16 protein-coding genes and 1 pseudogene are annotated in these 25,826 nt (G+C 31.3%); 15 read left to right on the top strand and 2 right to left on the bottom strand.

The genetic code is table 11. The annotated features are described in order from the left end of the window. Positions 1-8: 8 nt before the first annotated feature. Entirely contained in the window at positions 9-6,506 is a 6,498-nt protein-coding gene (locus A9D35_RS17635; RefSeq protein WP_066225436.1) for a T9SS type A sorting domain-containing protein, read from the bottom strand. Between the two features lie 311 nt (positions 6,507-6,817). Between A9D35_RS17635 and murJ the strand changes: the two genes are divergently transcribed. From murJ to A9D35_RS17560, 15 genes and pseudogenes are all read left to right on the top strand, one after another. Beyond that, positions 6,818-8,158: a murein biosynthesis integral membrane protein MurJ gene (gene murJ / locus A9D35_RS17630; protein WP_066225433.1), complete on the top strand. Its 1,341-nt coding sequence runs from the start codon at positions 6,818-6,820 to the stop codon at positions 8,156-8,158. 1 nt (position 8,159) lies between these two features. Next, the gene (locus A9D35_RS17625) at positions 8,160-9,266 is read left to right on the top strand and encodes an O-antigen ligase family protein (protein ID WP_066225431.1); all 1,107 of its coding nucleotides are present in this window, start codon (positions 8,160-8,162) and stop codon (positions 9,264-9,266) included. A 186-nt stretch (positions 9,267-9,452) separates the two neighbouring features. After that, positions 9,453-10,526 carry a glycosyltransferase family 4 protein gene (locus tag A9D35_RS17620; RefSeq protein ID WP_066225428.1) on the top strand — a complete coding sequence of 358 codons (1,074 nt, stop codon included), beginning with the start codon at positions 9,453-9,455 and terminating at the stop codon, positions 10,524-10,526. Beyond that, on the top strand, positions 10,498-12,375 hold the full coding sequence (gene asnB / locus A9D35_RS17615) for an asparagine synthase (glutamine-hydrolyzing) (RefSeq protein WP_235817921.1): 1,878 nt from the start codon (positions 10,498-10,500) through the stop codon (positions 12,373-12,375). Before A9D35_RS17620 ends, asnB begins: the two co-directional genes overlap by 29 nt. Beyond that, positions 12,376-13,461 carry a glycosyltransferase gene (locus A9D35_RS17610; RefSeq protein WP_066225425.1) on the top strand — a complete coding sequence of 362 codons (1,086 nt, stop codon included), beginning with the start codon at positions 12,376-12,378 and terminating at the stop codon, positions 13,459-13,461. Between the two features lie 202 nt (positions 13,462-13,663). After that, a complete protein-coding gene (locus A9D35_RS17605) occupies positions 13,664-14,536 on the top strand; it encodes a glycosyltransferase (RefSeq protein WP_066225423.1) in 873 nt (290 codons plus the stop codon). Between the two features lie 33 nt (positions 14,537-14,569). Continuing rightward, positions 14,570-15,724: pseudogene (locus A9D35_RS17600) on the top strand (glycosyltransferase family 4 protein). Positions 15,725-15,735: 11 nt separating this feature from the next. Beyond that, positions 15,736-16,302, top strand: coding sequence for a sugar transferase (locus A9D35_RS17595; RefSeq protein ID WP_141675615.1), 567 nt, complete (start codon positions 15,736-15,738; stop codon positions 16,300-16,302). Positions 16,303-16,381: 79 nt separating this feature from the next. Next, the gene (locus tag A9D35_RS19325; RefSeq protein WP_235817920.1) at positions 16,382-17,023 is read left to right on the top strand and encodes an ATP-grasp domain-containing protein; all 642 of its coding nucleotides are present in this window, start codon (positions 16,382-16,384) and stop codon (positions 17,021-17,023) included. Continuing rightward, positions 16,999-17,406, top strand: coding sequence for an ATP-grasp domain-containing protein (locus A9D35_RS19320; protein ID WP_369692209.1), 408 nt, complete (start codon positions 16,999-17,001; stop codon positions 17,404-17,406). Before A9D35_RS19325 ends, A9D35_RS19320 begins: the two co-directional genes overlap by 25 nt. Positions 17,407-17,655: 249 nt before the next feature. Continuing rightward, positions 17,656-18,777 carry a DegT/DnrJ/EryC1/StrS family aminotransferase gene (locus tag A9D35_RS17585; RefSeq protein WP_066225421.1) on the top strand — a complete coding sequence of 374 codons (1,122 nt, stop codon included), beginning with the start codon at positions 17,656-17,658 and terminating at the stop codon, positions 18,775-18,777. After that, positions 18,770-20,674 (top strand): polysaccharide biosynthesis protein, encoded by a 1,905-nt coding sequence (locus A9D35_RS17580; protein WP_083191746.1) that lies wholly within the window; start codon positions 18,770-18,772, stop codon positions 20,672-20,674. Before A9D35_RS17585 ends, A9D35_RS17580 begins: the two co-directional genes overlap by 8 nt. A 38-nt stretch (positions 20,675-20,712) precedes the next feature. Then, positions 20,713-21,486, top strand: coding sequence for a polysaccharide biosynthesis/export family protein (locus tag A9D35_RS17575; RefSeq protein WP_066225419.1), 774 nt, complete (start codon positions 20,713-20,715; stop codon positions 21,484-21,486). Positions 21,487-21,488: 2 nt separating this feature from the next. After that, complete coding sequence (locus A9D35_RS17570) at positions 21,489-23,858, top strand: GumC family protein (RefSeq protein ID WP_066225417.1); 2,370 nt, start codon at positions 21,489-21,491, stop codon at positions 23,856-23,858. 99 nt (positions 23,859-23,957) lie between these two features. Continuing rightward, positions 23,958-25,138, top strand: a protein-coding gene (locus A9D35_RS17560; RefSeq protein WP_141675575.1) for an IS3 family transposase whose coding sequence is annotated in 2 segments (ribosomal slippage) — positions 23,958-24,213 and positions 24,213-25,138 — 1,182 coding nt in all. Because the reading frame shifts where the segments join, the coding sequence is not laid out codon by codon here. 99 nt (positions 25,139-25,237) lie between these two features. Here the strand turns inward: A9D35_RS17560 and A9D35_RS17555 are convergent. Continuing rightward, on the bottom strand, positions 25,238-25,768 hold the full coding sequence (locus tag A9D35_RS17555; RefSeq protein ID WP_066225411.1) for a porin family protein: 531 nt from the start codon (positions 25,766-25,768) through the stop codon (positions 25,238-25,240). Between the last annotated feature and the right edge of the window lie 58 nt (positions 25,769-25,826).

The following is a 25,826-nucleotide window of genomic DNA, read 5'->3' as shown; positions in this document are numbered from 1 at the left end:
TCGTTCTTTTATTTCAAGACTATTTTTTTGGAAATTGGTCTACCATATCTATATAAGGTTAACATATAGAATCCTTTTGGATAAGATGATAAGTCTATCGTTTTTTTCATTAAACTTCCATCAGATTCTATCACCTCGTTATACAATACTTTTCCAGACATATCATAAATTTGAACTGGTGATGAATGCTCCAATCCAGCAATTTTTATATTTAAAATATCTGAAGTTGGATTTGGATACACACTAAATTCAAAGTCAAGTTTTTCTGGTATTAAACTCTCGCCTTCATCTTTAAGAGATTCAACAGTTACAACAACATCGTCTGAACTAGCACAACCTCCTTCATTAGATACCTCTACACTAAATAAGGTCGTTTGACTTGGACTAACCTCAATACTTTGTGTAGTTTGCCCCGTATTCCATAGATAAGAAGCACCTCCTGAAGCTGTTAAAATAACACTTTCCCCTTCTAAAATAGTTTGGTCTGAACCGGCATCTGCAATTGGCATGGCATAAACGTTAACTGTCACCTCTGCAGTAGCTCTTGACGTTGCATTTGCCACCTCAACAGAATAAGTCGTTGTAGATTTTGGACTAACCGTAATACTCTTTGACGTTTCGCCTGTATTCCAGATGAATGATGATCCGCCACTTGCGGTTAAGGTTACGGTTTCGCCTTCACAAATTGTTTGATCGTCTCCAGCATCAGCTTCTAGTTTTGTAGCGTTTACCGTAACTCTTACCTGATCGGTATCTGAACAGTCGTTCGCATTAAACACTTCTACCGTATAGGTTGTTGTCGTGTTCGGACTAACTGTGATGTTTTGAGTCGTTGCTCCGGTATTCCACTTGTATCGGCTTCCACCAGTTGCACTAAGGGTTACACTTTCGCCTTGCTCGATAGTTTGATTCGCACCTGCATTGGCTGTTGGTAAAGCATTTACATTTACCGTTACTTCTGCTGTGGCTGTCGCTGACCCTTCTTTTACTTCTACTGAATAGGTCGTTGTAGATTTTGGACTTACCGTGATGCTCTTTGATGTTTCGCCTGTATTCCAGATGAAAGATGATCCGCCGCTTGCAGTTAAGGTTACTGTTTCGCCTTCACAAATGGTTTGATCGTCTCCAGCATCAGCTTCCAGTTTTGTAGCGTTTACCGTAACTCTTACCTGATCGGTATCGGAACAGTCGTTCGCATTAAACACCTCAACCGTATAGGTGGTTGTCGTGTTCGGACTAACAGTTATATTTTGAGTTGTTGCTCCGGTATTCCACTTGTATCGGCTTCCACCAGTTGCACTAAGGGTTACACTTTCGCCTTGCTCGATAGTTTGATTCGCGCCTGCATTGGCTGTTGGTAAAGCGTTTACATTTATCGTTACTTCTGCTGTAGCTGTGGCTGAGCCTTCTTTTACTTCTACTGAATAGGTCGTTGTAGATTTTGGACTAACCGTGATGCTTTTTGACGTTTCACCTGTATTCCAGATGAATGATGATCCGCCGCTTGCAGTTAAAGTTACGGTTTCCCCTTCACATATCGTTTGATCGTCTCCAGCATCAGCTTCTAGTTTTGTTGCGTTTACCGTAACTCTTACCTGATCCGTATCCGAACAATCATTAGCATTAAACACCTCAACCGTATAGGTTGTTGTCGTGTTCGGACTAACTGTGATGTTTTGAGTTGTTGCTCCGGTATTCCACTTGTAACGGCTTCCGCCAGTAGCACTAAGGGTAACACTTTCGCCTTGCTCGATAGTTTGATTCGCGCCTGCATTGGCTGTTGGTAAAGCGTTTACGTTTACCGTTACTTCTGCTGTGGCTGTGGCTGAGCCTTCTTTTACTTCTACTGAATATGTGGTTGTAGATTTTGGACTTACCGTTATACTCTTTGAAGTCTCTCCTGTATTCCAGATGTATGCTGATCCACCACTTGCAGTTAAGGTTACTGTTTCGCCTTCACAAATGGTTTGATCGTCTCCAGCATCAGCTTCTAGTTTTGTAGCGTTTACCGTAACTCTTACCTGATCGGTATCGGAACAGTCGTTCGCATTAAACACCTCAACCGTATAGGTTGTTGTTGTGTTCGGGCTAACTGTGATGTTTTGAGTTGTTGCTCCGGTATTCCACTTGTAACGGCTTCCGCCAGTAGCACTAAGGGTAACACTTTCGCCTTGCTCGATAGTTTGATTCGCGCCTGCATTGGCTGTTGGTAAAGCGTTTACATTTATCGTTACTTCTGCTGTGGCGGTAACTGAGCCTTCTTTTACTTCTACTGAATAAGTGGTTGTAGATTTTGGACTAACCGTGATGCTTTTTGACGTTTCACCTGTATTCCAGATGAAAGATGATCCGCCGCTTGCAGTTAAGGTTACGGTTTCACCTTCACAAATTGTTTGATCGTCTCCAGCATCGGCTTCAATAGAAATAGCTTGAACTATTACACGAACCTGATCCGTGTCCGAACAGTCGTTCTCATTAAACACCTCAACCGTATAGGTTGTTGTCGTGTTCGGACTTACTGTGATGTTTTGAGTCGTTGCTCCGGTATTCCACTTGTATCGGCTTCCACCAGTTGCACTAAGGGTTACACTTTCGCCTTGCTCGATTGTTTGATTCGCACCTGCATTGGCTGTTGGTAAAGCATTTACATTTACCGTTACTTCTGCTGTGGCTGTGGCTGAGCCTTCTTTTACTTCTACTGAATAAGTGGTTGTAGATTTTGGACTAACCGTGATGCTTTTTGACGTTTCACCTGTATTCCAGATGAAAGATGATCCGCCGCTTGCAGTTAAGGTTACGGTTTCACCTTCACAAATTGTTTGATCGTCTCCAGCATCGGCTTCAATAGAAATAGCTTGAACTATTACACGAACCTGATCCGTGTCCGAACAGTCGTTCTCATTAAACACCTCAACCGTATAGGTTGTTGTCGTGTTCGGACTTACTGTGATGTTTTGAGTCGTTGCTCCGGTATTCCACTTGTAACGGCTTCCGCCAGTTGCACTAAGGGTTACACTTTCCCCTTGCTCGATAGTTTGATTCGCACCTGCATTGGCTGTTGGTAAAGCGTTTACATTTACCGTTACTTCTGCTGTGGCTGTAGCTGATCCTTCTTTTACTTCTACTGAATAAGTGGTTGTAGACTTTGGACTTACTGTGATGCTTTTTGAAGTCTCTCCTGTGTTCCAGATGAATGATGATCCGCCGCTTGCTGTTAAGGTTACGGTTTCGCCTTCACAAATTGTTTGATCGTCTCCAGCATCGGCTTCTAATTTTGTAGCGTTTACCGTAACTCTTACCTGATCTGTATCGGAACAGTCGTTCGCATTAAATACTTCTACCGTATAGGTGGTTGTCGTGTTCGGACTAACAGTTATATTTTGAGTTGTTGCTCCGGTATTCCACTTGTATCTGCTTCCACCAGTTGCACTAAGGGTTACACTTTCGCCTTGCTCGATAGTTTGATTCGCACCTGCATTGGCTGTTGGTAAAGCGTTTACATTTACCGTTACTTCTGCTGTGGCTGTAGCTGATCCTTCTTTTACTTCTACTGAATAAGTGGTTGTAGACTTTGGACTTACTGTGATGCTTTTTGAAGTCTCTCCTGTATTCCAGATGAATGATGATCCGCCGCTTGCTGTTAAGGTTACGGTTTCGCCTTCACAAATTGTTTGATCGTCTCCAGCATCGGCTTCTAGTTTTGTAGCGTTTACCGTAACTCTTACCTGATCTGTATCCGAACAATCATTAGCATTAAACACTTCAACCGTATAGGTCGTTGTCGTATTCGGACTAACTGTGATGTTTTGAGTTGTTGCTCCGGTATTCCACTTGTATCTGCTTCCACCAGTTGCACTAAGGGTTACACTTTCGCCTTGCTCGATAGTTTGATTCGCACCTGCATTGGCTGTTGGTAAAGCGTTTACATTTACCGTTACTTCTGCTGTGGCGGTAGCTGAGCCTTCTTTTACTTCTACTGAATAGGTCGTTGTAGATTTTGGACTAACCGTGATGCTTTTTGAAGTCTCTCCTGTATTCCAGATGAATGATGATCCGCCACTTGCAGTTAAGGTTACTGTTTCACCTTCACAAATGGTTTGATCGTCTCCAGCATCAGCTTCCAGTTTTGTAGCGTTTACCGTGACTCTTACCTGATCTGTATCGGAACAGTCGTTCGCATTAAATACTTCTACCGTATAGGTTGTTGTCGTGTTCGGACTAACTGTGATGTTTTGAGTTGTTGCTCCAGTATTCCACTTGTATCGGCTTCCGCCAGTTGCACTAAGGGTTACACTTTCGCCTTGCTCGATAGTTTGATTCGCGCCTGCATTGGCTGTTGGTAGAGCGTTTACATTTACTGTAACTTCTGCTGTGGCTGTAGCTGATCCTTCTTTTACTTCTACTGAATAGGTCGTTGTAGATTTTGGACTAACCGTGATGCTTTTTGATGTTTCGCCTGTACTCCAAGTATAAGATGATCCGCCGTTTGCCGTTAAGGTTACTGTTTCACCTTCACAAATTGTTTGATCGTCTCCAGCATCAGCTTCAATTGAAATAGCTTGAACTATTACACGAACCTGATCCTGGGATTCACATCCATTTTGGGTAACTGTTACCGTATAATTAGTTGTACGAGTGGGTGAAACTGTAATCTCGCGCGTAGTTTCTCCAGTACTCCATTTTATAGAACCTGTACCAGTTACTGACAGCGTAGTGCTTTCACCTAAACCTATTGTTTTATCGCTCCCGGCGTTAACCGTTTGCCTGGGTGACACAGTTACCTTGACATCATCGGAACTTGAACATGTTCCGTTGGATGCGGTAACTGTGTACGTAGTTGTTTTATCGGGTTGAACCGTAATGGTTTTCGAGGTTTCTCCTGTACTCCATTTAAAAGTACCTGAACCTGTTGCGGTTAGTTCTACTGCTTGATCTTCACAGGTCGTAACATCATCACCAGCACTAACAGTTGGTATTTCATTTACTGTAACTTTAACTTCATCTGTATCTGTATTTCCTGAAGCATCTTTTCCTGTAACCGTATAAGTTGTAGTTTTAGTAGGCTTAACTGTAATACTTTGTGTTTTTTCACCAGTACTCCACTCGTAAGTCGAAGCCCCAGTTGCTTTTAATATCACAGATTCCTCTTCGCAGATAGTTTGATCTTCTCCAGCGTTGACTTCTAGAGATGGTTGAGGGGAATTGTCCGAATTAATACCGTTTAAATACCATTCTAAGTTTGTATAACCATCACTATTAACAATATTTCTATCGGTAGGATCATTAATATCTAATCCCATTTCTATTTCCCAGCTATCAGGCATCCCATCATTATCCGTATCTTTTAAAGGAGTTCCTCCCTTTATATTGGGAAAAGTACCAGACTTCAACAAAGTACCTGTCCCTGATTTGTATTGATCAACTATTCTTTTGTCTACTTCATCTCTATTTGGATAACTACTTCCTACATTATCTAATAATTTTGATTCTAATGTAGTAGCTGTTGATGGATTTATTCCTGAAGTTTTATAATAATTCCCCTTTATATATGGAGTTAATGCTGAATTGTATTCTTTTAAACCTGAATTAATAATATTCCCTTTTATATAAGCATAAGTATCAGACACATTTCCTTGACCAGCAGAAGTACCTTCAACTATTGCTCCAGAAGAAATAGAAACTTGATTAGAAGCTTTATATATGTTATTAATAACTGTGAATTTAGATCCTAAACTTGGAACAGTAGCATAGCGAAAACCATAAATTAAATTATTTATAAGTTCAAAATCAAACTTTCCGCTTTCAGGATAATTACTTCTAACATTTCTTTCCCCATTATGAGCAAATAAATTATTATAAAATGTAACGTCTGATGTTCCAGAGAAACCTAAAGCACCGTAACCGCATTCTGATATTATTGAATTTTGAAGAGTTACACTTTGGATAACTCCACCGTTTACACCTCGCATATTAAAATTTTCATCAATTCCCCAACTAATAGAACAATGATCAATAATAACTTTTTCTACTTTTTTACCACTCCAAGCAGTTAAACTAAGAGCATCAATTCCGTCCGGGGCGCCTGCACCCGGTCTAAATCTTAAAAAACGTATAACTATATCTGAAGCTTCTATTTGAATCATTCCTCCTTTTATTAAAATTCCGTCACCAGGAGCTGTCTGTCCCGCAATTGTAAGATTACCACTTTTAATATATATATTTTGCTTAAGTGTAATTATTCCTCCAACTTCAAAAACAATAGTTCTGGCTCCTGAGGATTCAAGAGCTGCCCTAAGGCTTCCGAAACCACTATCATTCAAATTGGTAACTTTAATAACCTTTCCTCCTCTACCTCCAATTGCGTATTTTCCAAATCCTTGAGCTGAGGGAAATGCTAATTGTTGAGAAAATAAATTAAGGTTAAAGAATATAAAGACGGCAATTAATACTTTTTTTAGTAAATGTTGATTAGTTACATAACTATGTAACCTGAAAAAATATTTCATTTTATTAATAGATTTGGGGCTTATTAATTAAACTAATTTAATCACTTTTCATTAAACAAAAAACGACTAAAAACACTATTTGAAGACAAAAACACTAATTTGAAGTGTTTTTCTTTCAATAAAAATTTTACGAAAGAAAAACCTTACGCTAGGTTTATTCTCTACATGTTAAATACGTTGACATCTGAAATTTAGATTATAACTACACTAAATTTTAACATTTAGAAAAAAACTCTTACAAAAAAAATAATTTACTAAATTCATTTACAAAACTTATAATTATCTATATTTAAACATTCAATAAAAAACCGTTGACATTCAAATTTAAATACTCTAGATTTATTAGATCCATTTTAAAAAATGCAACCTTAATAAATATTCTAATAGTTGCTCTTACAACTTTATTAGTAAAGGGAATTGGATTTTTTAAAGAAATAGTTATCGCTAATAATTTTGGAATATCCGAATTATTAGACACTTTTTATATTGCTATTTTAATTCCTGGATTAATCAGTAATATTTTTTTAAGTGGTTTTAAGAGTGTATTTATTCCTAATTATGTTTTAGAAAAAGAAAAATCAACAGATATAGGCGCCTTTCAAAGTTCTTGCTTTATTATAACAGTTGGTATTTCTTTATTTTTTTGCATTATAGCATTATTAACTACTGACGTCTATTTAGAACTTTTCTTTAAAGGACATACAGTAGCTTACTATGAATTAATTAAAATTCAATTATACTATATTATTCCTAGTATTATTTTTTGGGGACTTTCATCTTTATTAAGTGGATTGTTAACCATAGATAATGAATTTACCTTTTCTTCTATAGGTTCAATCTTTATACCAATTACAATAATAATAAGTTTATTATTCTTTAAAGAGGAATTAGGGCCGACAGTATTGGCTCTATCTACATTGTTAGGTAGTATTTTAAATTTTATTTTCCTGTCGATTGTTTCTTTTAGAAGAAACATAATTCATTTAAAAAAACCCGATTTAACTTCAAGTAATATCACAATGCTATTTAAACAACTACCTGCTAAATTAACTTCCAATTTATTTTCAGGACTAAACCAAGTTGTAGATCAATATTTTGCAGCTCAACTAATAATAGGATCAATTGCTGCGTTAAATTATGGTGTTAAAATACCAATGTTTGCTATCGGAATAGCTACAATAGCTCTAGGTAACGTACTATTACCTTATTTTTCAAAAAATGCGACAAATGACCCAAATGGAAATTATATTAAACTAAATAAAATTTTAAAGATTATAGTGGTTAGTAGTTCTTTAATTTCTATATTGCTTATAATAATATCTACTCCTATTATCTCCCTAATTTTTGAAAGAAATGCCTTTACCAATGCAGACACATTAATTGTATCTAAAATTCAGCAAATGTATTTATTACAAATACCTGCTTATATTTCAGGAATAATTATGGTTAGGTTTTTAACATCAATTAATAAAAATAATTTTATGGCTATTGCAGCCATTTTTAGCTTGATTTTAAATATAATTCTAAACTATTATTTGGTTAACATACTTGGTGTTTTCGGATTGGCTCTCTCTACATCAATTGTTTCTGCAACCAATAGTATTATTTTATACATTTATATTAAACATTTGAATAAATTAAAAATTATATAACATGAAGTTTTTCAGATATATTATACTACTATTTTTAATATGTAATATACCTAGTATTATTCTTGTTTGCTTTGGAGACTCTCTAGGTAGTTTTTTTAGTTATTTAAGTTTCTTCCTTTTATTGACCTTTTATTTAATCAACCCTAAGAACAAGCCCATATGGGTTTTTATAATATTTGCTATTTCTTATTTTACTATCTCGGGAGTAATTAACGTTGATGACGAAAAATATTATTATATTGATTTTTTTAAATATATCCTACTTATTGTTTGCAGTACAGAAGTAGCAAGACAAACTAGCAATAAAGAACTTATTATATTCTTTATATTAGGAGCTATTAGTATTGTTATAAATGCTATTTTTTTTCCAATGGATTATGGTAGATATAGTGGTTTTTATTTGGATCCTAATTCAGCAGGTTTTGTTTGTTTAATAGGTTGCGCACTCTCTTTTTCTTTAAAAGTAGAAAAATGGAAATTAATATGTTTTTTTATTTTTACGGTTAGTGGAGCTTTAACATTCTCTAGAACATTTTTCTTACTATGGTTAATAATAGTATTATTTTCAATTCTTCAAAACAGAAAAAACATTAAAATATTAATATTAGGTCTCGGATCAATATTATTATTTTTAAGCTTTGCTTCTATATTAAAATTAAATACCGAACGACTTTCTCTCTTAGAAAATATATTTAACAACAATGTTATAAATTCTTCTCAAATAAACGAAGACTCTAGGACTCAAACATGGTCATTATATTATGATCAAATTTTTAATTCAATAACTTTTGGTAATGGATATAAATCTTTTTCGATTGGCGAAAAAAATGGAGTTGGGGTACATAATAATTATTTGAGAATATTAGGTGAAGGTGGTTTAATCCCCTTCTTCTTGTTTATCTGTATTTATTTATTCATGCTTTATAAAAGTTTAAAAAGTATAAAAAATGAAGTATACCTATTCTTAACCACACTTGTTATTATTGCAGTACATCTGACTAATCATAATTTTGATACAATAAATCATGTTACTTTTATTTCTTTATGGCTTTTTATTTCTTTAAATACTAGAAATGAAATCGTAACCACAAAAAATGAATCTCGCTAATTAAATATTAAATCGTAATATTAATTTAACTAAATTAATTAGTTCATTAATAAACATCAATATATTAGTTAATTATTAAGCTTAATACGAAGTATTATTCTATCAATTTTATTTATATTTAACCTATCTAGTTTTTTCGCTATGTTGAATCAAAAAACATTAATCAGATAATAACCAATTTACTTTATGATAATAGTACATTTATCTAGCAGCCTAGCAGGAGGAGGAGCTGAGCAAATGGTATTACAATTAGCTAAACAGAGCAATAAAAGTATAAGAACAATAGTTTTCTCTTTATCGCATGTTGATACTCTTAAGCATAAATTTAACGAAAATAATATTGAAGTTCACTTCTTGAATATAAATTCATTTAAGAACAAAAGCTTATTTAAAGGACTTGAAAATTTACACCAAGTTATAGGCAATTTAAAAAATGTTATTTTTCATTGTCATCAATTTCATAGTGTATTCTTAGGTGTGCTATATAAAATAAAATATTTGAATAAAATTCCTATAATATTTACGATACACACAAATGAAGTCGCGTCCATAAATAGAAGATCATTTCTGTTTTTAACAAAAAAAATAAGGGAAGTAGATATTATTTTTAGTGATAATTCCAAAAAGTGGTATCTAAAAAACAATAAAATCATCCCAAATGGGGTTGATTTCAAAAATTTAGCAAACAAACAACCCAGAACATATGAAACTAAAGAAACCTTTAATTTCCTTTTTCTAGGTAGACTAAATACGCCTAAAAACCCTTTATTTCTTATTTCCTCTGCAGAACATTTATTAAAAAATGATATAACTAATTTTTTAATAAATATAGTAGGTGATGGCAATATGAAAACTGAATTATTAAAAAGAATTGATGAAAAAAGATTAAATAAATATTTTGTATTTCATGGATTTCAAAATAAAATACAAAAGTACCTCTCATCTGCCCATTGTTTAATACTTCCTTCGCTATGGGAAGGCATGCCATTAGTTTTAATTGAAGCTGCAGCAAACAAACTCCCAATAGTTACTACTCCTGTGGGCAGCATACCAGATTTTTTGAATGATTCTAATGCTACAGTCATATCTCTAACAAAATTTAATGATGCATTAGTATATACTGTTAAGAATTTTGAAGAATCAATGCTAAAAGCGGAAAAACTCTACCTAACATCTAAAAACAATTTTAGTATAGAAAATGTTTACGATAAGCATTTTGAATTATATAAAAATGTTTTTAAATCTAAAAGCGATCAATAAATTTATGTGCGGAATTTACGGAACTACATTACATTATAATCTAAGTGAAATAGAAGATAAACTAAAAAGAGCTTCTTTTCGAGGTCCAGACAAAATGGGTTTTAAATCCTTTACCTCTCCTCAATCAAAAAACGTTATATTAGGTCATAATAGACTTTCTATAATAGATTTAGACCCTAGATCTAATCAACCTCTAACTTTTAATAAACGTACCCACATCGTTTTCAATGGTGAAATTTTTAATTTTAAAATATTAAAGAAAGAACTTCAATTAAAGGGGCATATATTTTCCACAGCTAGTGATACCGAAGTCATATGTGCTGCCTATTTAGAATATGGAGAAGATTGTGTTAACCATTTTAATGGGATGTTCGCTTTTGTAATTTATGATGAAAATAAAAATCAGTTATTTGGAGCGAGAGATCGATTAGGGCAAAAGCCTTTTTACTATTATCAAGAAAACCATGATTTTGAATTTTCTAGCCAGCTATCGTCAATTCAACTCCATAACTCGAATTTAACAATATCAAAAGAATCTATTTCCAGCTATCTAACATGGGGTAATATTCCTGACCCCAATTCCATATTTAATGAAATAAAGAAATTAAAAGCTGGGCATACACTTGTTTTCGATTTAAGCACAAGAACAATTAAAATAAATCAATATTGGGATATCGATTACCAATCGAAAAACATTTATAAGGGAAGCTTTTCCGAAGCCAAAGTAGATCTTAATATTTTATTAAAAGACGCCGTAAAAACAAGATTATTTGCAGATGTACCTGTAGGTGTTTTTCTTTCTGGCGGAGTAGATTCATCTTTAATATCAGCTATAGCCTCCCAAACAACTTCTAGTAAAATAAAAACATTTTCTGTAAAATTTAATGAAAAAGGATTTGATGAAAGCAAATTTGCAGAACAAGTTGCCAACCATTTAAACACAGATCATCACACAATTGCCTGTAATTACAAAGAAGGAATAGATTTAATTGAAAATTTTTGTTATTTTTTTGACGAGCCTTTTGCCGACTCCTCGGCCATACCTTCAATGCTTTTGTCCAAACACACTAAATCAAGAGTAACAGTAGCTCTTTCAGGTGATGCAGGAGATGAAAATTTTATTGGTTACAAAAGATACGAATGGATGAAAACGGCAAATTTAGCTATGAAAATCCCTGTAAATTTAAGAAAATTTTCTGCTAAAGCATTAAATCTATATCCTAATTATAAAACACAAAGAATATCAAGTTGGCTAATGTCTGATGATATTAACGATTTATATATAAACTCAATTACTGGTTCGAGTTTAACGCATAGATATAAGAACATCGAAGAGTTAAAATACTTAATTCATACTGATAAAAATATATTTGAAAGAATTTCTGATTTTGATATAAAAACCTATTTAAATTGGGATATTAATACCAAAGTAGACAGAGCGTCTATGGCATATTCTCTAGAAGTTAGAGCTCCACTTCAAGATTATCGTATTGTTGAATTTGCTCGATCTTTACCTACATCTTATAAATATGATTTTAAAAATAATGTTACCAAATATATTTTAAAAGAATTATTGTTTGATTATGTCCCAAAAGATATATTTAACAGACCTAAATCTGGGTTTACAATGCCTTTCTCTGAATGGTTTAGAAATGAGTTAAAAGAATATGTATTAACAGAATTAAACGATGAAGGCTTGGATCTTATTCCATTAATAAATAAGACTGCCGCCAAAAGGATTATAGCTGAGCATATGTCAAGAAAGAGTAATAGGTATTCTACAATTTGGAGTCTCTTAGTTTTAAAGCAATGGTTAGTTAAGAATGGTAAAGGTTATTCAATTCGCTAAATGGTTTCTAAAAAAATAAAAATATTATTTGTTTTACCTTCATTAAAAGCAGGTGGTGCTGAACGTGTTATTTCTTATATTTCAAAACACTTAGATAAAAAGAAATTTATTCCAATTTTGATTGTAATCGGTTATAAAAAGGATGCTGTTTATACTACTAATAAAACAGATGTTTATTATTTAAACAAATCTAGAGTATTAAAAGGAGTCCCTCCATTACTAAACTTAATCATAAAAACTAAACCCGACATTGTGTTAGGATCTATATCTCATGTTAATAAGCTTTTATCACTAATTTCTATATTTTTTCCTAAAATTAAATTTATTGGCCGTGAAGCTAGTGTAATAACCACATTAAAAAAATTTGCTGAACCCTCTAAAAACAAAAAAATCAATATTTTTTCTAACTACCACTCATTTCTTGATGTGATAATATGTCAATCTAAAGACATGTATAACGATCTTAAATCAAATTATAATATTAAAAACACAAAAATTGTAATAATTAATAATCCCGTATCAAAAAATTTTAAATGCAAACCACTTCCATATAAATTTGAAAAACCAATTAAATATATTACAATCGGTACATTACACAAAAGAAAGGGTTACGATAGAATAATTTATGGGCTCTCTAAAATAAATCATAATTTCAAGTACATAATTATCGGTGATGGAGAAGAATTACCAAACATAACAAGGCTTATTAAAGCTTTAAACTTAGAAAATAAGATTACTCACATTTCCTACACAAATAACGTGTCTAAATATTTAGCCACTAGTGATGTTTTTTTGAACGGGTCTTATGTAGAGGGTTTTCCTAATGCACTTGTAGAAAGTTGTGCTATAGGGACGCCAGTTGTTGCATTTGAAGCCCCTGGTGGATTAAATGAAATAATAATAAATTCAAAAAATGGTTTTCTTGTTAAATCTGAAAATGAGTTTATTAATACCTTAAATTCTATAAATAAGAACTATCATTTTAACCCTAAAGAAATAAATAAGACTATAAAAGATAGATATGATGAATCAATTATCATTCCAAAATACGAATCTTTATTTACAGAACTAGTATCAAAAAAATGAAAAAAATATTGATTGTACTTCCCAATAATAATCTCGGTGGGGCTGAAAATATTTTAAAGATGATTACTCGCTTCTATTTAAAAGAAAAAATTATTATTTACTTTTAAAAGATAATAAAAGTAAGCAATGGGATGATTTAATATTAAACACAACACAAATAATTGGCTCTAATAAAGGACAACTTCACGGTACGATCAAATTTGTGAAATATATAACAAAAAACAAACTACATTTTAATTATGTTTTTACATCGCATGTTTACCTAAATGCATTAATAGGTCTATTACTAAAATTTAAGGCATTAAAAACTGAATACTTCATCGCAAGAGAGTCTACCTCAATTTTCACAAGATTTAAAGGAAGTAAATTACTTAGCTACAAATTAGCATATAAAATTGGGTATTATAACATTAACTTATTAATTTGTCAGACACAATTTATGAAGGATCAACTAATTTTAAATATTCCTTTTATAAAAAATAGAACATTAGTAAAAGTTATACCCAATCCAATTAATTTAAATTATTCACAAAAAATAAAAACTAATCAAAAAATACAATCATGTAATCATGATTATATAGTTTCAGCCGGTAGACTCATAGATGAAAAAGGCTTCGACATTTTAATTAAATCATTTGAATTATTAAAAAAAGATTTTCCAAATTTATATTTATATATACTCGGGAATGGTCAAAATAAAACCGAATTAAAAAGCTTAGTTAATAATTTAAATTTATCTACAAGTGTCATATTTACAGGACATGTTGATGACGTATATAGTTATTTTAAATATGCAAAAATATGTGTAGTATCTTCAAGGGTTGAAGGGTTTCCCAATGTATTACTACAAATGATGTCTCAAAACACAAAAGTAGTTAGTACTTTATGTGCTGGAGGAATCAATGAAATCAAAGGAATTTTCACATGTAATACAGAATGTATAAATTCTTTATATGAGAGTTTAAAACTATGCTATTCTAGTGATACTTCGTTTAATAGGAAAGAATTTGATTTATTTTTAGAAACTAGAACAATAATTAAATTTATACAACAAATAAATTCTTATATTGAATAATTATTTTTGAATTAATATTTTAATCACATCATTATCAAAAAAATAATCAGAATAACAACAGTTCCCACATCTTTAGACAGTTTACTTAAAGGACAACTAAGGTATATGAACCAATTCTATACAGTTATTGGGATATCAAGTAAAGGAGACATTTTAGACCAAGTTTCTAGAAAAGAAGGTATTAAAACAATTGGTGTAATGATGACAAGAAAGATTACACCCTTTAAAGACTTAATATCTACATACCAACTATATAAAATTTTAAAAAGGAAAAACCGTTTATTGTTCATACACATACTCCTAAAGCAGGTACAGTTGGTATGTTAGCATCCAAATTAGCAGGTGTACCAAATAGACTACATACTATAGCAGGATTACCTCTGATGGAGTCTTCAGGAATTAAAATGCATATTTTAAATATGGTTGAAAAAATAACGTACTCATGTGCCACCAAAATTTATCCGAATTCCAATGGGTTATACTCTTATATCTTAAAAAAAAATTCACAAATCCATCTAAACTTAAAGTTATTGGGAAAGGAAGTTCTAACGGAATAAACATAAACCATTTTGACCCAAACCTAATTTCCCAGCAAACTAAATTAAATTATAAAAAGAATTAAATATTAAAGATTCTGATTTTATCTTTGTATTTGTTGGGAGACTTGTTAAAGATAAAGGTATTAACGAATTAGTTCAAGTTTTTTTAAATCTGAATAAACGCTATAAAAAATGTAAGTTACTATTAGTGGGTGGATATGAAAACAGCCTAGATCCATTAAATAAAAGTATTGTTTCAGAAATTGATAATAACCCAAATATTATTGCAACAGGTTTTCAAAACGATGTTAGACCTTATTTTGTAATTGCTAACGCATTAGTTTTCCCTAGTTACAGAGAAGGTTTTCCTAACGTAGTTTTACAAGCTAGTGCTATGGAATTACCATGTATTGTAAGTGATATTAATGGTTGTAATGAAATTATTAAACATAATATTAATGGACTAATAGTTCCTTCAAAAAATGAAGAGGAATTATATAAAGCTATGGAATTATTACTAAACGAACCTACGTTAGTTGAAACATTAAAATTAAATTCAAGAAATAATATTATAAAAAATTACCAACAAGAATATATTTGGAAAGAATTACTTAACGAGTATAAATCACTTGAAAATATTAATGCTTAAATTATATGAAAATATATAAAAATTTATTTAAACCATTTTTAGACTTCATAATAGCATTGACTAGTTTTATCATACTTTTTCCAATATTTATTACAGTTGCTCTAATATTATCGTGGATAAATCACGGCTCTCCATTTTTCTTTCAACCTCGTCCAGGAAAAGACGGTAAAGTATTTAAAATAATTAAATTTAAATCCATGACCGATGAAAAAGACGAAAAAGGAGATTTACTTCCAGAGTCGAAGCGCTTAACTAAGGCAGGGATTTTTGTTAGAAAATATTCATTAGATGAAATTCCACAATTATTAAATGTTATAAAAGGAGACATGAGTTTAATTGGCCCCCGACCACTATTGGTTAGGTATTTACCTCTATATAACGATGTGCAAAAACATAGACATGATATAAAACCCGGTATTACAGGTTGGGCACAAATAAATGGTAGAAACACATTAAGTTGGGAACAAAAATTTGAATATGATATTTGGTATGTTAACAATTTATCTTTCCTACTTGATATTAAGATTTTATTTCTAACCGTGTATAAAGTTTTCAAAAAGATGGAATTTACAGTGTAGAAAACGACATAGTACCCGATTTTAAAGGCACGAAAACTTAATTTAAATAATTGCTATTAATCAACATAAACCACCAAAAATGATTCAAAATATACTATTTACTTGTGCAGGTAGAAGAAACTATCTGATTAATTACTTTAAAGAAGCCTTAAATGGTAACGGGCTAATTTATGCTGCCGATATAAGCACTCAAGCCCCAGCTATGAGTGATGCCGATGTTGCTATTGAAGTTCCTAGTATTTATAGCGAAAATTATATTCCAGAGCTACTAAAAATTATAGATCAATTTAAGATAACAGCAATCATTTCCTTAAACGACTTGGAGTTACCAATATTATCTAAACATTTTGAAGCATTTAAAAACAGACAAGTAGCATTAATCGTTTCTAACGAACGTGTCATAAACATTTCATGCGATAAATGGGAAACTTATAATTTCTTTATTAAACATGATATTCCTACTCCTAAAACTTATTTAACTATTGATGATGCTTTAGATGGTATTAATCAAGACGAATTACTTTTTCCTGTTGTTATAAAACCTCGTTGGGGAAGTGCTTCAATTGGGATAGATTTTGCAGAATCTATTGAAGAAATGAAACTGGCTTACGCTTTACAAAAAATCAAACTAAAAAAATCAATTCTTAATACAGCTAGCGAAGCTGATTTTGATCACGCTATTCTCATTCAAGAAAAATTGAAGGCTCTGAATATGGAATAGATATTTTAAATGATTTAGACACTAATTATGTCACTACATTTGTAAAAGAAAAAATAAAAATGAGATCTGGCGAAACAGATATTGCTAAGTCTATTATTAACGAAACTATACAAAATATTGGTGCAAAAATTAGCAACAGCCTTGGGCATATAGGGAACCTAGATTGCGATATTTTAAAACATAAAAACAAATATTATGTTCTTGAATTAAATCCTCGATTTGGGGGAGGTTATCCATTTACCCATGAAGCTGGAGGGCATATTGTAAATATGTATATCGACTGGTTAAACGGTATCAACGAGCCATTAAAACATAACCATTTTAAACCTAACCTGACTTTCTCAAAATGCGATAGATTAATTGCATTAAAACAAGGTGATTAACTAGATTTTAATGTTAATTTAATAGCTGTAAAAGTACAGAATTAGACAATTTAACACTCTTTTAAGAGTTAACGTAAATATCTGCTATTCATCGTTTTTATTTGAATTACTATAAACTAATTGTTGATATTTATATACTTAATTATCTTACAGCATTTAAAATAAAATTAAAAACTTGTATTATTTTTATGTTCAAAGTCCCTGAATAAACATAAAATTGTTGACAAACTTTACCAAACAATTTTACTTATGAAATCTAAAATATGGTTATCATCTCCGCATATGAGTGGCAATGAAATTGTCTTTATAAACGAGGCTTTTTCTTCCAATTGGATTGCACCTCTAGGACCAAATGTAACCGGTTTTGAAAATGATATAATTAGCTATTTAGATAATAAAAAACAAGTCGCTGCTGTTAGTTCTGGTACTTCGGCTTTACATTTAGCCTTAATATTATTAAATATTACGCAAGGAGATGAAGTAATTTGCCAATCAAAAACGTTTTCTGCTTCGGCCAATCCAATAGTTTACCAAGGTGCTACACCTGTTTTTGTAGATAGTGAACAGGATACTTGGAATATTTGTCCAATACTATTAGAACAAGCAATTAAAGACAGAATAGCAAAAGGTAAAAAACCAAAAGCTATTATTGCTGTTCACCTTTATGGCATGCCATACAAGCACAAAGAGATTTCATTGCTTTCGAAAACATACAATATACCTGTTATAGAAGATAGTGCAGAAGCCTTAGGAAGTTCTTATTTTAAACAAAAGTGTGGTACCCTAGGAGAATTTGGTATATTATCCTTTAATGGAAATAAGATTATTACAACTTCTGGAGGAGGTGCTTTAGTTTGCAATTCAAAAGAAAACAAGGATAAAGCTGTTTTCTTAGCTACCCAAGCTAAAGACAAAGCTATTGCGTACGTGCATTCTCATATTGGCTACAACTATAGGATGTCTAATATTGTAGCTGGAATTGGTAGAGGTCAAATGACAATTTTAGAAGACCACGTAACCAAAAGGCGTGAAAATTATAATTTTTATAAAGCACAATTAAATCATATAAATGCTATTGAATTTCTTAATGAGCCTGAAGGCTATTTTTCCAATAGATGGTTAAGTTGTATATTACTAAAAAACAAAAATCAGCGAGAAGAATTAAGAGAGTTACTTGAAGAGGATAATATAGAATCACGTCCCTTATGGAAGCCTATGCACCAGCAGCCCATTTTCAAGAATTATCCTTGCTATATAAATGGGGTATCCGATGATTTATTTAATCGTGGGCTATGTCTTCCTAGCGGATCTAATTTAACATCTGAAGATTTAAACAGAATCGTGTCTTTAATCATTCAATATTTTGAATAAAATAAACAACATATTAATCAAACTTTCAAATAGATATGCCTCCAAATGGCTGGTTTTATTATTTGATTTATGTATCGTTACTTTTACGTTTTTTCTAGCCTATCTTATTAGATATAACTTTGAATTAGCTTTCGATTTTACTAAATTCTTTAAACAAGTCCCTTTTGTATTAATTGCAGCTACCATTAGTTTTATTTTAGTTAATTCACACAAAGGTGTCGTAAGGTTTACTGGTATTAAAGATGTTATTAACATAATAATAGGAATCAACCTTTTAGCAACGATATTAATTATTTCAACTTACATTAGTCGTAATTATAATTATGACTCTGTTTTTGATATCCCTGGTTCAATAATTTATATTCATTTATTACTGAATATATTTTTCTTAATTGGAGCAAAATTCTTTATAAGATCAGTATATCACAGTATAAAATCTGATCTACTATTAACTGGAAAAAAAGATCATTTAATTTTAATTTATGGCGCTGGAAACTCAGGAATGGTTACTTATGATGCGATTACAAACGACTCAAATAGTAATATTGAGATTTTCGGATTCATAGATGATAATATCAGAAAAATAGGTAAAAAAATAAACTTATTGGAGGTTTATTCTCCCTCCAAAATTACGACAGAATTTATAAAGGAAAATAATATTGACGAAATAATAATATCTATCCAAAATATTAGTTCTGATCGTTTATTAGAAATCACAAAAAATTATTTATCTAAAAATATTAAAGTAAAAATTACCCCGCCGGTTCAACAGTGGATAGATGGTGATTTAAAAATAAGTCAGATTAAAGACGTTAATATTGAAGACTTACTAGGTAGAGAACCAATAAGTATCGATAACCCAATACTTATTGAAGAATATTACAACAAAGTTATATTTGTTACAGGAGCTGCAGGCTCTATAGGTAGTGAGATTGCTAGGAAAATAACGAAATTCAATTATAAAAAATTAATTTTGATTGACGTGGCAGAGTCACCACTTTACGAACTGCAACAAGAATTTTTACAAAATAACATAAAGAATTTTGAAGTCATTATTCAAGATGTTCGCAATAGTTATAGACTAGATCAAACATTTTCTAATTATAGACCCGATATTATCTTTCACGCTGCAGCATACAAACATGTTCCTCTCATGGAAAACAATCCTTTTGAGGCCGTGAGTGTAAATGTTGGAGGGACAATAAGTATTTCCAATTTAGCAATAAAATACGAAGTTAAAAAGTTTGTAATGGTTTCTACAGATAAAGCTGTTAACCCTACTAATGTTATGGGAGCCACAAAACGTATTGCCGAATTATACATTAGCTGTCTTAATAAAGAAAACCGAACAAAATTCATAATTACGCGCTTTGGAAATGTTTTAGGATCGAATGGTTCCGTGATACCTTTATTCAAAAAACAGATAGAGAAGGGAGGTCCATTAACTGTAACCCATAAAGATATAACTAGATATTTTATGACGATACCCGAAGCATGTTCATTAGTATTGGAGGCAGCAGCTATGGGTAAAGGAGGTGAAATATTTGTTTTCGATATGGGAAAATCAGTTAAGATTTTCGATTTAGCCTTAAACATGATAACATTGTCAGGTCTTAATTACCCTTCGGATATTGATATTGCTATTACGGGTTTAAGGCCTGGTGAAAAAATATATGAAGAACTACTAGCTAATGATGAAAACACGAAACCTACTTATCATGAAAAAATAATGATAGCAAAGTCTAAAATGATAGATTCTAAAAACCTCTGTAAAGTAATAACCGATTTAAATGATAACATTTCCTATTGGCAAAATTTAGAAATTGTTAGTAAAATCAAAGAAATTGTTCCTGAGTATATTTCAAATAATTCAGAATTTGAAGTTCTAGACAAATAAAAAACATCAATTAACCAAAATCAACGCAATTAATCAATATGAAAAACATTAAATTATTAACAATATTTATAGGATCCTATTTATTGTGTTCATGTGGATCTTCTGAAAACATTGCTTACTTTCAGGATGAACTTATCTCCTCCTCAAACAACTTACCTGATTTTGAAATACGTTTTAAACCTGATGATTTACTAACGATAGATGTTTCAGCATTAGATCCTGAAGCGGCAAAGCCATTTAATTTACCCGCCGTTTCTTACAATACCACTTCGATTATTAGTGCACAGGGTACATTGAAAATGCAAACTTATTTAATAGATAAATTTGGGAATATAGAATTTCCAATATTGGGTACAATTAAAATTGGTGGTTTATCAAGAAGCGAGGCCAATAATTATCTAAAAAATAAATTGACTGAATATTTGAAAGACCCAATAGTAAACATTAGGCTTGCTAATTTTGTTATTACAATATTAGGAGAGGTAAATAGACCTGGAACTTATAACGTCCAGGATGAAAAAATCTCTCTAACAGAAGCTCTAGGCTTGGCAGGAGATTTAACAATTTACGGAAAAAGAGAAAACGTATTCTTAATCAGAGAGATTGATGGTGAAAATAGGTATTTTAAATTTGACTTAACCTCTATAAGTGTTTTAAACTCACCATATTATTATTTAAGACAGAATGATGTAATATACGTAGAACCAAATAAAGCTAAATCTAAATCTTCGAAATACAATCAGAATAATATTGTACTCATCTCTGCAATAGCTACATTAGCTACAATTACAGCACTAATAATTAACAATTGATTATGAACATTCAATCTAAAAACAATAAAGAAGAGTTTATAAATATTTTTAATTTATATCTTTCTAAATGGAAACTAATTCTTTTAAGTTTATTTTTTTTTATAGGTTTAGGTTATTTGAAAATCAAATATTCTACATTCAAATATAATGCAAAAGCAACGATTAAAATTCAAGAGGATGAAAATTCTAAAAAAATGCCAGAAATTTCTGCACTTCAAGATTACGGAATGTTCTCTAACACTTTCACTAAAGTAGTTGATGAAATTGAAATTATAAAATCAAGAACTATAATTAGTGAGGTTGTCGATGAGTTGAAGTTAAACATCAAGTTTTATGTTTCAGGTCAGATAAAAAACCAAGAAGTTTTTGTTAATCCACCTGTAAATCTTAATTTTCTTATGGCAGACTCTATTATAAAGAATATTAATACTTCTTTTTATATAAAAATCCTATCAGAATCTAAATTTGATTTATACCAAAATGATAAAAGTAAATTACTTAAATTCAATAACTCAGACCCTCCTGTTTCGTATACTTTTGGGAATAAAATTTCAACAGAATATGGAAATTTAATTATTACTCCCAACCCTGGAAGATATGGAGCTAACACAGGAACATTTATAGAAATAAAGATATCTCCTTATGAATTAGTTGTTGATGAGTATCTAAAAGAAATTAAAATTTCAAATGATCAAAAATCTAACGTTATTAAACTGAGCTTAGAAGAAACAACTCCAAATAAAGCTGTAGCTATATTAAATAAAATTATTGAAAAATATAATATTGATGTTATAAAAGATAAAGAATTAATTGTAAAAAGTACATCTGATTTTATTAATAAGAGATTAGAGAATGTATCTATAGAACTTGAAAACATTGATTTTACTGCAGAAACTCTCCAAAAAAAGAATAAATTAACAGCACTTGCATCACAAGCAGATATATATCTACAGAGTGAAAGAGAAAATGAGTCCAATATAATAAAAACATCAAATCAATTACAGTTAATTAATTACATGAGTGACCATCTAACTGAAAACGATAAAGATTCTGACTTATTACCTGCAGACATAGGAATTACAGACTCCGGACTTTCCCAAATAACAAAGAGTCATAACGAATTGGTACTACAACGAAATAGGATTTTAAAAAACTCAAGTGAAAAGAATCCAACAGTAATAAATCTTAATAATCAAATAAGTGCGCTTAAACAAAATTTAAAACAAAGCCTAGAAAACATAAAACAAACTAATCAAATTACCCTAAATAATTTAAATAAAGAGGACGATAGAATTAGCTCTCAAATTTATTCTGCTCCAGGAAAACAACGTCAGTTTAGAGATATCACAAGACAACAAAATATAAAGGAATCTTTATACCTTTATTTACTAGAAAAAAGAGAAGAAACAGCTATTTCTTTAGGTATGTCTTCTCCAAATGCTAAAATAATAGATAAAGCTTATGCTTCAAGTAACCCTGTTTCTCCTAAAAAGAACATTATATTATTAGCTTCTTTTATATTAGGTCTGTTCGTTCCTATTTCAATAATTTATTTACAAAACTTATTGGATAACAAAATTCATACAAAAAAAGATTTAATAGATTATTTAAAAATACCATTTATTGGTGAAATACCTAAATCAAACTCAAAAGATGTTACTGTAAAGAAAGTAGATTATTCACCAAAAGCTGAGGCTTTTAGAATTTTAAGAACAAACATAGATTTCATGTTGAAAAATATACAGGATCGCGCTAAAATTATATTTATTACCTCTACAACTAGTAAAGAAGGGAAGTCACATACTTCAGTCAATCTAGCTTTATCATTATCATACTCAGATAAAAAAGTTTTATTTATAGAAACGGACATAAGAGTTCCTAAAGCATCTAAATATTTAGATGTAAAAAACAAGAAAGGTCTAACCGATTTTATAAGTAATAATTCATTAAAAATTGAAGATATAATAATTCCAATAAAACATAATCCTCATTTAAATATAATACCTTCTGGTACCATACCTCCAAATCCTGCAGAATTACTAATGAATGATCGTATAGTTGAGTTATTCCATGGATTAAGACTTCAATACGATTATATAATTGTAGACACTGCTGCTATCGGTTTGGTGACAGATACGTTACTCATAAGTAAATATGCTGATTTATTTATTTATGTAGTTCGTGCTAATTATATTGATAAACGAGGATTGCATATTGCGAAGACCATGTACGATGAAAAAAGATTACCTAATATGACCATACTTCTAAATGATGTTGATCATAAAAAAAGTTATGGTTACGGATATGGATACGGATATGGTAAAAATCCTAATACCATAAAAAGATGGTGGCAAAAAAAATATAGTCTGTAGTGAAATATTTAAATACTAAAATTGAATCGACTGGACTTCCTATATTAGACTGGACGTAAAGATGAGAGAATATGTTAGTTAGTTTTTATCTTAGCCATTATGAGAAGAAAATCTAAACATTACACCTTAGAATTTAAACAAAAAGCAGTCGAGTTGAGTTATGCCAAAGGCAATGTAAAGCAAGTATGTGAAGACCTGGACATATTCCCATCCGTACTTTACCGTTGGCGTAAAGAGTTAAAAGATTACGGTAAGAACAGTTTTCCAGGCCGTGGTAATCCTAAAATGACCGATGAAGAAAAAGAGATGGCTCGATTAAAAAAAGCTTTAAAGGGTGCTGAAATGGAACGTGACATCTTAAAAAAGGCCATCAGCATCTTCTCCGCGATCGACAAGAAAAATACAGGTTTATAAAACAACACCTTATGAGATTTCCTGTCGAGACGATGTGTCAAATATTAAAGGTAAGCAAAAGCGGTTATTACCATTGGTTGCAATCAGGACCAAGTAAATTATGGTTAGAAAATCAAAAGGTAACTGCGCTTATTAAAGGTATATTTAAGGATAGTTTTCAAAGCTATGGTTCTCCTAGAATAAAAACAGAACTGGAGACATTAGGCTATAAAATATCAAAGCCCAGAGTGGCGCGTATTATGAGTGCTAATTATTTGTTTGCAAAACGAAAACGTAAGTTTAAAGCAACCACAGATAGTAAGCATAATTATCCTATAGCACCTAATTTATTAAACCAAAACTTTGAAGTAAGCAGACAAAATCAAGTTTGGGTAAGTGATATTACCTATATTAAAACCAAACAAGGCTGGTTATATCTTACTGTCATTATTGATTTGTTTAACCGTAAAGTTGTTGGGTGGGCTCTAAGCGATAACCTAAGCACAGAGGATACTATTATTAAAGCTTGGCATATGGCTATAAAGAAAACAACTTTAACCCAGTCTTTAATTTTTCATTCTGACCGAGGTATACAATATGCCAGCCATAAGTTCACCTCTTTAATTAAAAGTTACAAAGGCTTAGTAAACCAATCTATGAGCAGAAAAGGTAATTGCTGGGATAACGCAGTTGCAGAATCGTTCTTTAAATCTTTAAAGGTAGAATGGGTTTATAGGCACAATTATAAGTTGAGATCTGAAGCGGAGTTATCCATCTTTGGATGGATAGAAACCTGGTACAATAGTAGAAGAAGACATTCCTTTTTAGGAAATAGAACTATAAGAGAATTTGAATTAGACATATATAACCTTAAACTAGCTGCATAGTCATTCAACTATTTGTCCATTTTTTTGTTGCAAGTCCATCACAAAAAAAGCCTGTGTTTAAAACTTTAAACACAGGCTTTTTTTGTAAATTAAATAGTACTAAAATATTTTCATACCGATTCCTATCTGGATATTACTGTTTTTTGCTTCATACGGCTGATCGTCGTCATAAACATTTGTAAATCCGTAAGAATACCTAACATCTACGTAAAAATCTTCGTAAAACAAGTATTCTATAACACCTACTCCAGAAAACATTAGGTTTTGATATCCGTCTTTATACTCATGGATTTTTAATCCCATTTGTGGACCTACTCCAAAAGATAATTTTTCGTTAATACTGTATTTAGCAAATACAGGAAGGTTTAAATAATCTAATCTTAATTCTTCTTCCTTTGCTCCCTCGGCTGAATATTGAATTTCAGGGGCAATAGAAAAATGGTCTGATAGTGCAAATTGCGCTGTAAATCCAACTACAACTCCGTTTCTGTGTGCATTTCCACTCGGAACTTCAGAACTATAATCCAAGTTGGATATATTAATACCGGCTCTAACTCCAAATAAGTCAAATTGAGCAAAACTCGTTGTCGTGGCTAGAATGGTTAAGACTAGTAAGGTAATTTTTTTCATAATGATAGATTTTGCTGCTAAGTTAAAATTAAAAAATCACTTTAATATAATTTTAGAT

This window comes from Formosa haliotis (assembly GCF_001685485.1).
GTDB lineage: Bacteria > Bacteroidota > Bacteroidia > Flavobacteriales > Flavobacteriaceae > Formosa > Formosa haliotis.
Note: the sequence above shows the minus strand (reverse complement) of the source record. Positions and strands in the feature narration are given on the sequence as shown.

Bases quoted from the DNA above. Each gene is read 5' to 3' on its own strand.
- A9D35_RS17570 (WP_066225417.1), top strand. From the start codon at position 21,489: ATGAACATTCAATCTAAAAACAATAAAGAAGAGTTTATAAATATTTTT.
- A9D35_RS17555 (WP_066225411.1), bottom strand. From the start codon at position 25,768: ATGAAAAAAATTACCTTACTAGTCTTAACCATTCTAGCCACGACAACG.
- A9D35_RS17610 (WP_066225425.1), top strand. From the start codon at position 12,376: ATGGTTTCTAAAAAAATAAAAATATTATTTGTTTTACCTTCATTAAAA.
- A9D35_RS17635 (WP_066225436.1), bottom strand. From the start codon at position 6,506: ATGAAATATTTTTTCAGGTTACATAGTTATGTAACTAATCAACATTTA.
- A9D35_RS17585 (WP_066225421.1), top strand. From the start codon at position 17,656: ATGAAATCTAAAATATGGTTATCATCTCCGCATATGAGTGGCAATGAA.
- asnB (WP_235817921.1), top strand. From the start codon at position 10,498: ATGTTTTTAAATCTAAAAGCGATCAATAAATTTATGTGCGGAATTTAC.
- A9D35_RS17575 (WP_066225419.1), top strand. From the start codon at position 20,713: ATGAAAAACATTAAATTATTAACAATATTTATAGGATCCTATTTATTG.
- A9D35_RS17625 (WP_066225431.1), top strand. From the start codon at position 8,160: ATGAAGTTTTTCAGATATATTATACTACTATTTTTAATATGTAATATA.
- A9D35_RS17620 (WP_066225428.1), top strand. From the start codon at position 9,453: ATGATAATAGTACATTTATCTAGCAGCCTAGCAGGAGGAGGAGCTGAG.
- A9D35_RS19325 (WP_235817920.1), top strand. From the start codon at position 16,382: ATGATTCAAAATATACTATTTACTTGTGCAGGTAGAAGAAACTATCTG.